We start from the raw sequence: 16023 nt of genomic DNA on the forward strand, positions 1-16023 counted from the left end.
ATGACGCCGACGATGTCGGCCACTTGCTGTGATTTGGCGTTGATGTCGGCCATGGTCGAGACCAGCTCGCTCACCGTGCTGTTGCCCGTCGTGGTGGTGTGCGCCGTGGTTTCGGCCAGCGTATTGGCCTGCTGCACGTGATCCGCGTTCTGGCGCACGGTGGCGGTGATTTCTTCCATGGTGGCGGCGGTCTCGGCCAGCGAGCTGGCCTGCTGCTCGGTGCGCGAGGCGAGATCCTGGCTGCCCGAGGCGATTTCGGTGGCCGCCGTCTGCACGGATTCCGCCGAGGTGCGGATGCGCAGGAAGACCGCCGAAATCTTGTCGGCAAAGAGGTTGAAGGCGCGCGCGATCTGCGTGAGCTCGTCCTGGCCGGATTCGCTGACGCGGCGGGTGAGGTCACCTTCGCCCGAGGCGATGTCCTGCAGCACGTCGCGCACGACGATCAGGCGCGCGAGCTGCTTGCGTACGAACAGCGCCATCAGCACCCCGGCGACCACCACGGAAATCGCCGCGATCAGGATGGCCAGCCACAGCATGTGGCTCAGCGAGGCCGTGGCCTCGGCGCGGTCGATGCTGATGCCCAGCACCCAGGGGGTGCCGGAGACCCGCGTGGCATAGAGCATTTGCGGTGTGCCACCGATGTCCACCACCTGGTGCCCGCCCTGGTCGGCCAGTTGCGCCATGAGCCGGGTGTTCAGCGTCGGGGCGAGGTCGGACAGCGGTTTGAGCGACAGCTTGGTATCCGGGTGAGCCAGGATCGTGCCGCTGCCGCCGTCGATCAGAAAGGCGAAGCTGTGTTGATAGGGATGGATGGCGGCGACTTTCTTGATGACCGAGGCCAGGGTCATGTCGGACGCTACCACGCCCAGTACTTTGCCGTCCTGGATGACCGGCTGGGCGAAGCTGAGGGTTAGTTCTTTGGTCTTGGAGTCTTCGTAGATGGGCGTCAGCACGGGCTTGCCCGCCGCCACGGCCTGCTTGTACCAGTCGCGCTGCGTACCGTCGTAGCCCGCTGGCTGTTCGCGGGTGAAGGCGTAGCTCTTGTCCGCGCGCACGAAATACGCCAGGTCGAGCCCTGATTTTTCGGCGGCCCGCAGGAAGGGGACGGGGTCTTTTTGCTGGAACGCCAGCAGCAGGGAGCCGGTGATGGCCTGCTTGTCCTGCGTCCACTGGGTGATTTCTTCCGCGTAGGTCTTGGCCAGCCGGTCGGTGTCCGCGTCCAGGGTGCCGAGGACGTCGGCCCGGACTACCCAGAAAACGGCGGCGGTCAGGATGACGAGGGCGAGGGACACGATCAGGACACTGACGCCGGTGAGGCGGGCACGCAAGGTGTGAAACATGGTCTTCTCTCTGGAAATGTTTCCGGGTTCAAGCATTTTATCGGGCTGTATCACGGCAAATTGCATGAATACAGGCCAATTGACCGGCAATGGTGGACGCAGGGGCACCGCCTGTGGCCAGGGTGAAGATGCCGGGGGTGTCATAACATGTGGGTTCCGGCGGCGCGAAGATATACCGCGCCGTCGTCCCGATTCCGCCGGAGGCCCGCTGCATGACCGTACCCGATCCGACACCCAGCTTCGATCTGCAGGCGGCTTTCCGGCAGTCCGCGCAGGCCTCCATCCTGTATGCGCCCGGCCGTTCGCCCGAAGATGTCGGCCTGGCCGCCCTGGGCACCGCGGCCACCGAAGCAGGCCTGCTGTGGGTGGGGCTCAAAGACCCCGCGCCCGAGCTGCTGTGCAACATCGGCCAGCGCCTGGGCCTGCCCGAGCGCGCCATCGAAGAAATCAACGCGCCGCACCGTCGCCCCAAGATCATCGAGTACGACCGCCTGACGCTGGTGGTGGCCATCACGGTCGAGATCGAGCACGAACGCCCAAGCTTTGGCGATACGCAGATTCTCATCGGCCCCGGGTATCTGCTCACCATCCGCCGTCATGCCGTCGGTTCGCACCGCGAGCTGCGTGGCCTGCTGGCCGACAGCCCGGACTTGCTCGAGCGCGGCAGCGACTACGTGGCTTCGACCCTGCTCGATCTGTTTGCCGACCGCTACGTGCAGGCGCTTGACCACATGGAGGCCCGGGTCGAGCGGGTAGAGCAGCAGTTTTTGTTGCGCGGCCTGCGCGAAAAGGACATCCGCAGGCTGTACCGCCTGCGGCGCGACCTCTTGCGCATGCAGACGGCCATCGTGCCGCTGGTGGAAATCTGCCGCCGCCTGGCGCGCGTGGATACGCGCAACATCGGCGCCGACAGCCGGGGCTATTTTGGCGAGGTGGCCGATCGTATCCAGCGGGTGGTGGAAGGGTTTGCGGGCCTGCGCGAGGCGCTGGCCTTTGCTTTCGAGGCCAGCATGATGATCAGCCAGATGCAGCAGACCGACATCACGCGCAAGCTGGCCGCCTGGGCCGCCATCCTGGCCGTGCCCACCGCCGTGGCGGGCATCTACGGCATGAACTTTCACGACATGCCCGAGCTGAACCTGCCATACGGCTATCCCGCCATGCTGGCGGGCACCGCCACCGTGTGCGGGCTGCTGTACTGGAAATTTCGCCACATCAAGTGGCTGTAGGGCGCAGTGCCTTGCGCCGGACGGGGGGCTCGGCCGCGAGAAACACCTGGTTTTATAGCATTGAAATGCCCGCGGGGGCCGAATATCCAGGTTCCAGAGGCAAGTTTCAGCACGTTGTACGCAAGACGGTAGTACGTTGACGGTTCAACCTTTGTCGGGAGTTTGCCGTGTCCGCACAATTTCCAACCTTAGCCTCCGATACCGAAGAACTGTCACCCTGGTGGATTCGATCCATCCTCATCGTGATGGTCTTTGGCCTGGCCATCCTGATTGCCATCACCACCGACGGCTACACCAAGGCGCCGCCCATTCCCGGCAAGGTGGTCGATGCCCAGGGCTCGACGCTCTTTACCGGCCAGGACATCCGCGACGGCCAGGGCGTATTCCTGAAGTACGGCCTGATGGACAATGGTTCGATCTGGGGGCACGGCGCCTACCTGGGGCCCGACTACTCGGCCGCGGCACTGCATCGCATGGGTGAAGACACCGCCAGCGCGATCGCTCAGCGCCGCTTTGGCCAGCCGCTGGACGCGCTCGATGCCGCCCAGAAGGCCGCCGTGCATGCCGAGGTGGCGGTGCAGCTGAAGCAGAACCGCTACGACGCGGCTGCCGACACCCTGACGCTGACCCCCGAAGAAGTCCTGGCCTGGCAACAGCAGCAGCCCTACTGGACGCACTACTTTCAGCATCCCGAGGAAAACGGCGGGCTGAAGGCCGGCCTGATTTCGGATGCGACCGAGCTGCGCCAGTTCTCGGCCTTCGTCTCCTGGGCCGCCTGGGCGTCGGTGGCCAACCGGCCCGGCTACGATTATTCGTACACCAACAACTTCCCCTACGATCCGGCAGTGGGCAACACGCCGATTCCGGGGGCGCTGTTCTGGAGCGCCATGAGCCTGCTGGTGCTGCTGGCCGGCATGGCCGCCGTGCTGCTGGTCTCGGGCAAGTTCGATTACCTGGGCTGGGTGTCGCGCGGCCACCGGCCACACCCCAACATCGTGCCGGGGCAGTCCAGCCCCGCCGAGCGGGCCCTGGTCAAGTTCTTCGTCATCGTCGCGCTGCTATTTCTGTTTCAGACGCTGGTGGGCGGGGCCACGGCCCACTACCGCGCCGACCCGGGCAGCTTCTACGGCATCCCGCTGGAAGACTGGTTTCCCAGCAACCTGATGCGCACCTGGCACCTGCAAAGCGCCATCTTCTGGATCGCCACCGCCTATGTGGCGGCGGCCCTGTTCCTCGGGCGTTCGCTGCGCAAAGAAGACCCTCCGGGCCTGCTCGTCTGGACGAACATCCTGTTTGCCGCCTTTGTGGCGGTGGTGGTGCTCAGCATGCTGGGCGAGTGGCTGGGGATGAGCAACCTGATGGGCGACTGGTGGTTCTGGCTGGGTAATCAGGGCTGGGAATACCTTGAAATCGGTCGCTTCTGGCAGATTCTGCTGATCGTCGGGCTGTCGGTCTGGTTCATCCTGCTGTTCTGGCTGTGCCGACCCGCGCGCATCCCCAACAAAGACGTGCGCCCCATTGCCCGCATGTTCCTCTGGGCCGCCTCGGCCATCCCCGTGTTCTACCTGCCTGCCCTGTTCTATGGGGCGCACACCAATTACACGGTGGTTGAAACCTGGCGCTTCTGGATCATCCACCTGTGGGTCGAGGGCTTCTTCGAGTTCTTCGCCACCACCGTGGTGGCCCTGATGCTCTATCAGCTGGGGCTGGCCAGCCGCAACGTGGCCTTGCGCGTCATCTACCTGGACGCCATTTTGTACTTCCTGGGCGGGCTCATCGGCACCGGCCACCACTGGTACTTCGTCGGCCACGTGCAGCTCAACATGTCGCTCTCGGCGCTCTTCTCGGTGCTTGAAGTCGTCCCGCTCACCTTGCTGACGCTGGATGCCTGGGATTTCGTCCACACCACCAAGGGCCAGGTGATGATCGATGGCCAACCCCAGCGCGTGCAGCACAAATGGACGTTCTACTACCTCATGGCGGTGGGCTTCTGGAACTTCGTTGGCGCGGGCATGTTCGGCTTCCTGCTCAACCTGCCCATCGTCAGCTACTACGAAGTCGGCACCCAGCTCACCCCCAACCACGGGCACGCTTCACTGATGGGTGTCTTTGGCATGCTGGCCCTGGCGCTCATGACGTTCGTGCTGCGCCAGACGGTGGATGAAAAACACTGGCCGGGGGTCGAAAAGTACATCAAGATCGGCTTCTGGGGCACCAACATCGGCCTCATCATGATGGTGGTCATGAGCCTGTTCCCCAGTGGCGTGCTGCAAATCTGGGACGTGGTCGAGCACAGCTACTGGCACGCCCGCAGCCTGGATTACATCGGCACGCCGCGCCAGCACCTCATCGAATGGCTGCGCCTGCCGGGCGACCTGGTGTTCATCATCTTCGGCTCCATCCCGATGGTGATTGCCGCCGGCAAGGGCTGGCTGAGCGTGCGGGCGCAGCGCGCCTGACGCCCGCCTCCGGCCCGGCGCCGCGGCGCCGGGCCGGACGGCAAGCGTTTGTGCCCGCGCACCCCCGGTGGGGTGCAATTTTTTGCTGTGTTGTCACGTGTCTTGGCAGGTAAAATCCAGTATCCGCTTGCAGGCGGGCATTTGCTGCCTGTCTGCTTGGTCGTTCATCTGCCGGGATTCATCATGTCCGAACCGCAATCTTCGCTTCGAGAGCTCACCCTGCGGGGCGTGGTTCTGGGGGCGCTCATCACCCTGGTCTTCACGGCCTCCAACGTCTACCTGGGCCTGAAGGTGGGGCTCACTTTCGCGTCCTCCATCCCGGCGGCGGTCATTTCCATGACCCTGCTGCGGGCGTTCCGGGATTCCAACATTCTCGAGAACAACATCGTCCAGACGCAGGCGTCGGCGGCGGGCACGCTGTCGGCCATCATCTTCGTGCTGCCCGCCCTGCTCATGATGGGCTACTGGTCGGGCTTTCCGCTCTTGCAGACGGCCATGATCTGCGCCTGCGGCGGCATCCTGGGGGTGGTGTTCACGGTGCCGCTGCGCCGCGCGCTGGTCGTCAACAGTGACCTGCCATACCCCGAAGGGGTGGCCGCCGCCGAGATTCTGCGGGTGGGGCAGGGCGGCGGTGCCCAGACCGCCCCGGGGGTGGCGTCAACGGGTGCCGCCGATGCCGGACAAGAGTCGGCTGCCGCGCGCGGGCAGGGGCACGGATTCCGGGAAATCCTCCTGGGTGGCTCGCTGGCGGGCGGCTTCAGCCTGCTCACCGGCGGCCTGCGCCTGGCGGCCGACAGCGTCGGCCATTGGTTCAGCGTCGGGCGGGCCGTGTTCCAGCTGCCGCTGGGCCTGTCGTTCGCGCTGGTGGGGGCGGGCTATCTGGTGGGCATCACCGGAGGCATCGCCATGCTGGTTGGCGTGTTTCTCGCCTGGGGCGTGGCCGTGCCCTGGCTGACGCACCTCGTGCCCATGCCCGAGGGCGCCACGCTGGCCAGCTTCGCCTCGGGGGTCTGGGTGTCCAAGGTGCGCCTGATCGGCGCCGGGATGATCGCGGTGGCCGCGGTCTGGACGCTCATCACCCTCATCAAGCCCATGATCGAGGGCATGCGCATTTCCCTGGCCGTGCTCAAACGCGGCCAGGGTGCCGCCAGCCAGGCGCGCGCCGATGCCGATCTGTCGCCCCGGCTGCTGGCCCGGCTGACGCTGCTCATGGTCGTGCTGCTGGGCGCCACCTTCTGGACGTTCGTGGCCGATTCGGGGCTGCCGGCCGTCACCGCCTGGACGCTGGTGGTGGCGGGCACCCTCATGGCGTTCTTCTTCGGTTTTCTGGTGGCGGCGGCCTGCGGCTACATGGCCGGGCTGGTGGGGTCGTCGGCCAGCCCGATCTCGGGCATCGCGGTCATTGCCATTTTGGCGTCGTCCATGGTCTTCATTGGCATCGGCCAGGCGCAGGGCGTGCTGGGCAGCCATGAATCGGTGCGCTTCTTCACGGCACTGGCCCTGTTCTGCACGTCGGTGGTGGTGGCCATCGCCGCGATTTCCAACGACAACCTGCAAGACCTGAAAACCGGCTGGCTGGTGCATGCCACGCCCTGGCGCCAGCAGGTGGCCCTCATCATCGGCTGCGTCATCGGCGCCGTGACGATTCCGCCCGTGCTCGAGCTGCTGTACCACGCCTACGGTTTCCTGGGCAGCCTGCCGCGCGAGGGCATGGACGCCTCGCAGGCGCTTGCCGCGCCGCAGGCCTCGCTCATGATCACCATTGCCGATGGCCTGTTCAGCCATACGCTCGACTGGTCGTACATCCGTTTCGGCATTTACGTCGGGGCCGCCTTCATCGTCTTCGACGCCCTGCTGGCGCGCTTCACGCGCTTTCATCTGCCGCCGCTGGCCGTGGCCATGGGGGTATATCTGCCGCCCACCATTGCCACACCGCTGTTCGTGGGAGCCTTGATCTCGTGGCTGGTGCGTCGGCGCATCCAGGCCCAGGCCCTGGCCGAGCAGCGTGATGCCGCCCCGCGTCTCGCGGCGGCGGAGCGCAAGGGCACGCTGTTTGCCTCGGGCCTCATCGTGGGCGAAAGCCTGGTGGGCGTGGTGCTCGCCATCGTCATCGTGGCCTCGGTGGCCTCGGGGGGCAGCGATGCGCCGCTCGCGCTGGCGGGGGCGGGCTTTGCGCCGGTCGCCACCCTGATCGGCCTGTTGGCGTTCGTGGCCATGTGCCTGCTGTTTGCGCGGCGCCTGCTGGCGCGTACCTGATCCAGGCCAGTGTCGGCGGCCGGGCCTGCCGCCTGCCGCGGGCCATCGCGGCGGGGCGGGCGCGCGTCAGTGCGGCGCGCCGCCCTTCACGAAGGGGGGCCGGGCCAGCCAGACCACGGCAATCAGTGCCAGGAAGGCAAATCCCAGGCCATCGAAGATGTTGTTGAACGACACCTGCATGGCCTGCTGGGTGATCGCCTCGTTCATCCCCGCGCCGTAGTGCTGCAGCGACCCGCCCGCCTGCTCGATGCCCTGGCGCACTTCGGGGTTGGCGAGGGTGATGAATTCCACCAGGTGCGCGTGGCTGGCGGCGGCGCCGCGTGTCCACAGATACGTGGTGATGGACACGGCGAAGCTTGCGCCCAGGGTGCGCAGGAACGTGGCTGAGCCCGAACCCTCGGCGATTTCCAGCCCTTCGAGGTCGGAGAGCAGAATCGTCAGGATGGGCATGAAAAAGAGCGCCACACCCAGCCCCATGATGAATTCGGTGAGGGCGATATGGATGAAGTCCACGTCCGTGTTGAAGCTGCCAAAGCGAAAGCAGACGAAGCTCATCACGGCAAAAGAGATGGCGGTGAGGATGCGCAGGTCGAAGCGCCCCGCGTATTTGCCCACCCAGAAGGTCAGCAGGATGGGGATGAAGCCGATGGGCGCCACCGCCAGGCCCGACCACAGCGCCGTGTAGCCCAGCGTGTTTTGCAGCCACAGCGGCAGCAGCAGCGAGACCGAGAAAAACAGCCCGAAGGCCAGCACCAGGGCGAAGGTGCCGGCGGCGAAGTTGCGGTGGCGAAACAGGCGCAGGTTGACGATGGGCTTGTCGTCTGTGAGTTCCCAGATGACGAAGACGGTCAGTGAGACTGCGGCCACGGCGGCCAGGATCCGGATCGTCGGCGAGTCGAACCAGTCCAGGTCGTTGCCCTGGTCGAGCAGAATCTGCAGCGCGCCCACGCCCAGCACCAGGGTGGCCACCCCCACCCAGTCGATGCGATCTTTGATGAGTTTTTCAAGGCGCCCGCCCATCTGCCCGAAGGCCAGCGAGGCGGCCAGCAGGCCGATGGGCACGTTGATGAAGAAGATCCAGCGCCACGAATACGAATCGGTGATCCAGCCGCCCGCCACGGGCCCCACAATGGGGGCCACGACCGTGATCATGCTGATGATGGCCAGCGCCATGGCGCGCTTGTCGCGGGGGTAGATCGACACCATCAGGCTCTGGGTGATGGGATACATCGGCCCGCAGACCGCCCCCTGAAGCGCACGAAATGTAACCAGCATGGGCAGGCTGGTGGCCAGGCCGCAGGCCAGTGAAAACAGGGAAAATAACAACACGGCCCAGACAAATGTCCTGACTTCTCCAAACCAACGTGATAAAAACCCTGTCATGGGAAGGGTAATGGCCTGGCAGACCGTGAACGAAGTGATCACCCAGGTGGACTGGTCGCGGCTGGCGGCCAGGTTGCCGGCGATGGTGGGCAGGGAGACGTTGGCGATGCTGATGTCGAGTACCTGCATGAACGTGCCCAGCGACAATCCGATGGTGGCCAGCACGAGACTGGCTGGCTGGAAGTTCGCGGGCGGCGTGTTTTCGGCAGGCGTCATCAGTAAACCTTTGTGGCCTTTTCTCTGCATTATGACGCTTTACCCGCAGGGTAGAATCAATCGATCGTGTGAATGATCAGATGAATGAGGCGCCATGACTGACTATGACGAGATACTCCGCCTGCTGAACCAGCAGGGCTGGGCCGTATCCGACACCGCCATCCCCGAGGCATGGCACAGCAGTCTGCTGGCACAGGCTCGGCAGCTGTGGGCGGACGGCGAGTTCACCGGCGGAGAAATCGGTCGTAGCGAGCATGACGCCCGTCAGCCCGCCATCCGGGGCGATGCCATCTGCTGGGTGCCGCCCGGCTCGGCGCTGGCTGGACACCCCTTCTTCCAGTGGATGGCGCAGCTGCGCCAGGTGCTCAACACGCACTACGACATGGGCTTGCGCAGCCAGGAATTCCACTTTGCCCGCTACGACGATGGGGCCGGGTACAAAAAGCACATCGATCAGCATCGCGGCACCGACTACCGCAAGATTTCCATCGTGCTCTATCTCAATCCGGGCTGGGATGCCGCCAACGGCGGCGAGCTGTGCCTCTACGACCCCTACAACCCGGACGTCGAGCTGCGGCGCTTCGCCCCCGTGGCCGGGCGCCTGGCCGTGTTCGTCAGCGGCGTCATGCCGCACGCGGTGTTGCCCAGCCACGCCAGCCGCTGGAGCCTCACCGGGTGGCTGCGCACCGATCAGATCTGAACAAGGGCCCGCGACATGGCAGACGATACCGAAGATGCCTTTGTCTTTATGGATGAGGAGCCCGCGCGGCCCGTGCCCAGCGCGCCCGCGGCCTGCTGGCACGTGCTGGTGGTCGATGACGAGCCCGACGTGCACGCCGCCACGCGCCTGGCGCTCAAGGGGCTCGAAGTCGAAGGGCGGCACCTGGTCTTCAGCCACGCGTATTCGGCACAGCAGGCCATCGATCTGCTGCGTCAGCACGACGATTTCGCCGTGGCGCTCATCGACGTCGTCATGGGGGGCGATGACGAAGGCCTGCAACTGGTGCGCCACATCCGCGAGGCGCTGGGCAACCGGGCCATCCGCGTGATCCTGCGCACGGGCCAGGCGGGCTACGCGCCGCAGCTCGACACGATCCGCGCGTACGACATCAACGACTACAAGACCAAGTCCGAGCTCACCCAGGTGCGCCTGTTCACCAGCCTGATGATGGCGGTGCGCTCTTATGCGCAGATTTGTCATATCCACGAGCTGGCCTATTACGACGCCCTGGTGCGGCTGCCCAACCGCAATGCCCTGCTGGCCGCGATCGACGCCCGCGCCCACCGGGGCGACGTGGTGGCCCTGCTCGATCTCGACGGCTTTTCCGACATCAACAGCATTCTCGACGACAGCTACGGCGATGCCGTGCTGCAGGCGGTGGCCGCGCGGCTGCGGGCCATCTTCAGTCCCACGGTGCTGGTGGCCCGCCTGGGCGGCGATCTTTTCGGTCTCTATGGCCGGGCGGAAGACCTCGGCCCGCAGCGCCTGGCCCAGGCGTTTGCCGATCCTGTGCCCATTGTCGCGGGCGAATCCCTGCGGCTGTCGGCCACGGCGGGCCTGGCGCAGCTGGAAGATGGCGAACAGGCCGGCGTGGCCGTGCTCAAGAATGCCGGGGCCGCGCTCAAGCAGGCCAAGCGCTTCCAGCGCGGCAAGGCGCTGTATTTCGAAGCCAGCCAGGCCGATGCCGCGCGCGACCGCATCCACATGCTCAACGAGCTGCGCGCCTCGTTTTCCGAAGAACGCCTGTTTTTGCATTACCAGCCTTTCGTGCGCCTGCGCGATGGCCGGGTCACCGGGGCCGAGTGCCTGCTGCGCTGGAAAACCCCCGATGGCCGCTACGTGCCGCCCGAACGCTTCATTCCGCTGGCTGAGCAATCCGGCCTCATGGTGCCCCTGGGCGAGTGGGTGATCCGCACCGCCTTGCGCTGGCGTCGGCAGCTTGCCGCCCTCGTCGATCCGTGCTTCCGGGTGGCCATCAACGTGTCTTACGTACAGTTCGCCGAGCCGGGCTTCGGCAGCCGGGTGCTGGCTCTGCTGGACGAGGCGGGGGTGCCGGGCAGCCAGGTCGAGATCGAGCTGACCGAATCGGTGGCCATCAACGATGTCGAGCTGCTGGCCACCCGCCTGCGCGAACTGCGCACCTGTGGCATCCGGGTGGCCATGGATGATTTCGGAACCGGCTATTCGTCCCTGAGCATGGTGCAGCGCCTGCGCCTGAAGCTCGATCGCCTGAAGATCGACCGCAGCTTCGTCAGCGGCGGCAACGACCAGTCGTTTGAAATCGCCCGCACGATCATCGCGCTGGCCGGGCATCTGCAGGTGGCCACGATTGCCGAAGGCATCGAGACCGAGGCCCAGCGCGCGGCCCTGCTGGCCATGGGCTGCGAAGAAGGGCAGGGGTATCTGTTCGCCCGCCCGCTGGACGAAGCCGCGTTTGCGCGGTGGCTGCTCGCGCGGCCCGCCGCCGTGCGGCCATGAAGCCCCCCACCTTCGCATCCGCTGCCCAGCTCGCGCAAGCCAGCCTGCGGCGCGAAAGCGCGCGCTTCAGCGTCCTGGCCCAGGTCTCCGGCATGGGGGTCTGGGAATGGGATCAGGAGCGCCAGCACTTGTGGTGCAGCCCCGAGTATTTCAAGATGCTCGGGCGCGATCCCGCCGCGTTTGGCAGCGGCGAGCGGCCCAACCTCACTGAGGTCTGGGCCAGCTGGCTGCATCCCGACGACCGCGAACGGGCCGTCCAGGCGTTTGCCGATTACCTGCGCCTGGCCCCCGAAGGCCTGTACGAGAGCGCCTTTCGCATGCGCCACAGCGGTGGCGGCTGGGTCTGGATTCTGTCGCGCGGCAGCACCTTGCGGGACGCCGACGGGCGCTGCACGAGCCAGACGGTGGGTGCCCATATCAACGTCACCTCGCTCAAAGAGGTGCAGATGCGCCTGCACGAAAGCGAGCAGCGGCTGCAAAGCCTGAATGCCAGCCTGGAGCAGCGGGTGCAGGAACGCACGGCCCGGCTCAGCACCGCCCTGAGCCGCCTGCGCCATGCCCAGGACGAGCTGCTGCAAAGCGAGAAGCTGGCCTCGCTGGGGGCCCTGGTGGCGGGGGTGGCGCACGAGCTCAACACGCCCATCGGCAACGCCGTCACCGTGGCATCCACCTTGACGCAGGCGCATCGCGATTTCCGCGACCAGGTGGCGCGCGGCCTCACGCGCGGCGCCTTGCAGCACTATCTGGCGGACGTCGAGGAAGGCGGCCAGATCATCGAGCGCAACCTCAGCCGCGCCGCCGAGCTCATCGGCGGCTTCAAGCAGCTGGCCGTGGATCAGACCAGCTACCAGCGCCGCCGCTTCGAGCTGCACGGGGTGGTACGCGAAATCATTCTGGCCATGCGCCCCGCCTTGCGCAAGACGCATTGTCAGGTGGTGGACGCGGTGCCCGAGGGCTTGCCGCTGGACAGTTTCCCCGGGCCGCTGGGGCAGGTGCTGATGAACCTCATCAACAACGCCCTCGTGCACGCCTTCGAAGGCCAGGCCGACAAGGTCATCACCGTGACGGCCCGGGCCGTCGGCCCGGCCTGGCTGTCGGTCAGCGTGGCCGACAATGGCTGTGGCATGGCGCCCGAGATTCAAAAGAAGATTTTCGACCCTTTCTACACCACCCGGCTGGGGCAGGGCGGGTCGGGCCTGGGGCTGCACATCGTGTACACCCTGGTCACGGGCCTGCTGGGCGGGCGCATCGAGGTGCAGAGCGCGCCGGCGCAGGGCAGCTGCTTCACCGTGCTGCTGCCGGTGTATGCCCAGCGGGCCGATGCCGATGCCGTTGGCGCCTGAAGTTGACGTGTCTTGCGGCTACTGGGGGTGCGGATTCACGCGCCGTCGCTTAACGCCGCCATACAATATGAGACGCGCATCTTCGAGGGAAACACCATGACGACGCCATCCGTCCTGAACCCCCTGGGTCAGCCCATCGGCCTGCCGCTGGGGGGCTGGCAGCCCCCTGCGCCGCCTTCGCACGAGCCCATGGAAGGGCGTTTCTGCCGGGTCGAGGCGCTCGACCCCGCCCGCCACGCCGAGGCGCTTTTCGCCGAGTACGCGCACGACCGGACAGGTAGGCAGTGGACGTACCTGTCCTATGGCCCCTTCGAGTCGCTGCAGGCCTATCAGGCGTGGCTCGCGCCCGCCGGCCAAAGCCGCGATCCGCTCTTTTTCGCCATCGTCCGCAAGGCGGACGCGCGCCCCGTCGGGGTGGCCAGCTACCTGCGCATCACGCCGCAGAGCGGCTGCCTCGAAGTGGGGCATCTCAGTTTTTCGGATGCGCTCAAGCACACGCCCGTGGCCACCGAGGCCATGGCGCTGATGATGCAGCGGGCCTTTGCGCTGGGCTATCGGCGCTACGAGTGGAAGTGCGACGCCCTGAATGCCGCCTCGCACGCCGCGGCGCGGCGCCTGGGTTTCCGCTACGAGGGCTTGTTTCGCCAGGCCACCGTCTACAAGGGCAGAAGTCGCGATACGGCCTGGTATTCGGTCATCGACAGCGAGTGGCCGCGACTGCGGCAGGCCTACGCCCAGTGGCTGGCCCCTGAAAACTTCACGCCCGACGGGCGGCAGCGCACGCGCCTGAGCGAGCTCACGCACGCGCCCGGGCCGTGATCCCCAGCAGGCCGTCGATGGGTGTCACGGCGCCCAGCGCCCGGGTGCCGCGTGGCGTCGCGCCTGGCCGTGGCGGCGGCCGGGTTCAGGCATATCATGGCGAAATGGCGGTGGGTCTGGCCCTTGCCGCACTACCCGAAAAAGGAGCACACATGCGTAAAACCCTGTCCACGATCTGCCTGGCGTCGGCGTTGTCCGTCTGCCTTGCCGCGCCCGCCTGGTCGTCCGACCTGCTGGGCAGCCTCAAGAGTGAGGCGGCCAAGAGCCTGGGCGGCGCCGACACGTCATCGCAATCAACCTCCGGCCTAGGCGGCCTGCTGGGCGGGGGCGCCACAGGTTCGGCCCTGGGCCTGCCCGGCCTCAGCGATGGCATGGCGGGCAATGCGGCGGGCGTCCTGCAATATTGCATCCAGAACAAATACCTGGGCGGCACCGACGCCACGAGCGTGAAAGACAATCTGCTCAACAAAGTGGGCCTGGGCAGCGCGCAGAAACAGCAGCAGGACACCGGCTACCAGCAGGGGCTGGGCGGCGTGCTGTCGGGTAGCAACGGCTCGTCGTTCGACTTCAGCAAAGTCAAGGGCGAGCTGAAAGACAAGGCCTGCAACTACGTGCTGGAAAATGCCTCGTCGCTGATGTAGGGGCGCTGCGCCCCGGTTCAGCCGGCCGCGTCCGGGCTGGCCTCGCGCCATGCGCCGGGCGCCAGGTCGGCGAGGTTCCAGGGCCCGATACGCATGCGCACCAGGCGCAAGGTGGGCAGCCCCACGGCGGCGGTCATGCGCCGCACCTGGCGGTTGCGGCCCTCGCGGATGACGAGTTCCAGCCAGGTGGTGGGGATGCTCTGGCGAAACCGGATGGGCGGGTCGCGCGGCCAGAGCCGCGGCTCGGTCAGCGGGCGGGCCCGGGCGGGCAGGGTGGGGCCGTCTTTCAGCATGACGCCCGCCCGCAGGCGCTGCAGCTGGGCGTCCGTCGGGATGCCCTCGACCTGCACCCAATAGGTTTTTTCCATCTTGTGGCGCGGGTCGGCGATACGCGCTTGCAGGCGACCATCGTTGGTCAGCAACAGCAGGCCTTCGCTGTCGCGATCCAGCCGTCCGGCGGGGTACACGCCGGGCACCTGGACGCAGTCTTTCAGCGTGGCGCGCCCCTCGTCGTCGCTGAACTGGCTCAAGACCCCAAAGGGCTTGTTGAGCAGCAGCAGGCGCGGCTGCGCGGGCGGCGCCTGCGGGGGCCGGTGGGCGGCGTAGTCGGCGGTGTCCACGGCGCCCAGGCCGGTTGTTCCGTGGGGGCGTGTGTTCATGGTGATGTCCTTGGTCGCATACCCGCGGACACCGCCGCGCACGTTGCGCCGATGCCGCCCGTGGGTGATGTTCAGGCGTTCAGCGAGGCGCAGTCGATGACGAAGCGGTACTTCACGTCGCCCTTGAGCATCCGCTCGTAGGCGGTGTTGATCTGCTCGGCGCGAATCATTTCAATGTCCGCGACGATGCCGTGTTCGGCGCAGAAGTCGAGCATTTCCTGGGTTTCGGGGATGCCGCCGATCATCGAGCCCGCCAGGCTGCGGCGCTTCGTGATGAGCTTGAACACCGTGGGCGAAGGGTGCGGCGAAGCCGGCGCGCCCACCAGCGTCATCGTGCCGTCGCGCTTGAGCAGGGAGAAGAACGGATCGAGGCTGTGCGGGGCCGCCACCGTGTTGAGAATGAAATCCAGGCTGTCGGCGTGCGCCGCCATCTCGTCCGGGTTGCGCGAGACGACCACCTCGTGGGCCCCCAGCGCGTGGGCCGCCTCGCGCTTGGATTCGGACGTGGTGAAGGCCACCACGTGCGCCCCCATCGCGTTGGCCAGCTTGATGCCCATGTGGCCCAGGCCGCCGATGCCGACCACGCCCACCTTGTGGCCCGGCCCCACCTGCCAGTGGCGCAGCGGCGAATAGGTGGTGATGCCGGCGCACAGCAGCGGCGCCACGGCGGCCAGCTGCGCCTCGGGGTGATGGACGTGCAGCACGTAGCGCTCGTGCACCACGATCTGTTGCGAATAGCCGCCCAAGGTGTGGCCGGGGGCGTCGGGTGTCGCCCCGTTATAGGTGCCGACCATGTGGTCGCAGTAGTTTTCCAGCCCTGCTTCGCAATCGGCGCAGTGCTTGCAGCTGTCGACGATGCAGCCTACCCCGACCAGGTCGCCGACCTTGTGGCTGGACACCTGCGCGCCCACGGCCGCGACGCGGCCCACGATCTCATGGCCGGGCACGCAGGGGTAGAGCGTGCCGGCCCATTCGGAACGCACCTGGTGCAGGTCGGAGTGACAGACGCCGCAGTAGGCGATGTCGATGCGCACGTCGTGTGCGCCCGGCGTGCGGCGCGTGATGGTGAGTGGCTCCAGCGGGAGGTTGCCCGCACGGGCGCCATAGGCGTTGATGGTCATGGTGTTGCTCCTTGTGTGGTGGTCATCGGCAAAGCCCCGCGTCGGCGGCAAGGGCGTCCCGGCGGCCACTTTGCTATG

General features: G+C 66.6%; 12 protein-coding genes. 8 read left to right on the top strand and 4 right to left on the bottom strand.

Translation table 11 applies throughout. The annotated features are described in order from the left end of the window. On the bottom strand, positions 1-1340 hold a 1340-nt coding region (locus CCA01S_RS13735), incomplete at its 3' end, for a methyl-accepting chemotaxis protein (RefSeq protein WP_066459473.1). A 212-nt stretch (positions 1341-1552) separates the two neighbouring features. Here CCA01S_RS13735 and CCA01S_RS13740 point away from each other — a divergent pair. The 3 genes from CCA01S_RS13740 (at position 1553) to CCA01S_RS13750 (ending at position 7284) form a co-directional block, all read left to right on the top strand. Continuing rightward, complete coding sequence (locus tag CCA01S_RS13740) at positions 1553-2569, top strand: magnesium and cobalt transport protein CorA (RefSeq protein WP_084386782.1); 1017 nt, start codon at positions 1553-1555, stop codon at positions 2567-2569. 167 nt (positions 2570-2736) lie between these two features. Further along, on the top strand, positions 2737-5028 hold the full coding sequence (locus CCA01S_RS13745) for a nitric-oxide reductase large subunit (RefSeq protein ID WP_066459475.1): 2292 nt from the start codon (positions 2737-2739) through the stop codon (positions 5026-5028). Between the two features lie 183 nt (positions 5029-5211). Further along, positions 5212-7284, top strand: a complete 2073-nt coding sequence (locus CCA01S_RS13750; protein ID WP_066459547.1) for an OPT family oligopeptide transporter — start codon at positions 5212-5214, stop codon at positions 7282-7284. A 66-nt stretch (positions 7285-7350) separates the two neighbouring features. On the opposite strand, the gene CCA01S_RS13755 is transcribed toward CCA01S_RS13750, so the two are convergent. Next, on the bottom strand, positions 7351-8883 hold the full coding sequence (locus tag CCA01S_RS13755; protein WP_066459479.1) for a DHA2 family efflux MFS transporter permease subunit: 1533 nt from the start codon (positions 8881-8883) through the stop codon (positions 7351-7353). Between the two features lie 94 nt (positions 8884-8977). On the opposite strand from CCA01S_RS13755, the gene CCA01S_RS13760 reads away from it, so the two are divergent. From CCA01S_RS13760 to CCA01S_RS13780, 5 genes are all read left to right on the top strand, one after another. Beyond that, positions 8978-9583 (top strand): 2OG-Fe(II) oxygenase, encoded by a 606-nt coding sequence (locus tag CCA01S_RS13760; RefSeq protein WP_066459481.1) that lies wholly within the window; start codon positions 8978-8980, stop codon positions 9581-9583. A gap of 15 nt (positions 9584-9598) precedes the next feature. Beyond that, a complete protein-coding gene (locus CCA01S_RS13765; protein ID WP_066459483.1) occupies positions 9599-11362 on the top strand; it encodes a putative bifunctional diguanylate cyclase/phosphodiesterase in 1764 nt (587 codons plus the stop codon). Then, on the top strand, positions 11359-12705 hold the full coding sequence (locus CCA01S_RS13770; protein ID WP_084386790.1) for a PAS domain-containing sensor histidine kinase: 1347 nt from the start codon (positions 11359-11361) through the stop codon (positions 12703-12705). The genes CCA01S_RS13765 and CCA01S_RS13770 overlap by 4 nt, the downstream gene beginning before the upstream one ends. A 96-nt stretch (positions 12706-12801) precedes the next feature. Continuing rightward, positions 12802-13524, top strand: coding sequence for a GNAT family N-acetyltransferase (locus CCA01S_RS13775; protein ID WP_066459486.1), 723 nt, complete (start codon positions 12802-12804; stop codon positions 13522-13524). Positions 13525-13676: 152 nt separating this feature from the next. After that, complete coding sequence (locus tag CCA01S_RS13780) at positions 13677-14165, top strand: DUF2501 domain-containing protein (protein ID WP_066459490.1); 489 nt, start codon at positions 13677-13679, stop codon at positions 14163-14165. 17 nt (positions 14166-14182) lie between these two features. On the opposite strand, the gene CCA01S_RS13785 is transcribed toward CCA01S_RS13780, so the two are convergent. Together CCA01S_RS13785 and CCA01S_RS13790 are read right to left on the bottom strand one after the other, a co-directional pair. Next, positions 14183-14824, bottom strand: coding sequence for a pseudouridine synthase (locus tag CCA01S_RS13785; RefSeq protein WP_084386784.1), 642 nt, complete (start codon positions 14822-14824; stop codon positions 14183-14185). A gap of 71 nt (positions 14825-14895) precedes the next feature. Continuing rightward, entirely contained in the window at positions 14896-15945 is a 1050-nt protein-coding gene (locus CCA01S_RS13790) for an NAD(P)-dependent alcohol dehydrogenase (RefSeq protein WP_066459491.1), read from the bottom strand. Between the last annotated feature and the right edge of the window lie 78 nt (positions 15946-16023).

It is taken from the genome of Castellaniella caeni NBRC 101664 (genome assembly GCF_001592225.1).
GTDB lineage: Bacteria > Pseudomonadota > Gammaproteobacteria > Burkholderiales > Burkholderiaceae_B > Castellaniella > Castellaniella caeni.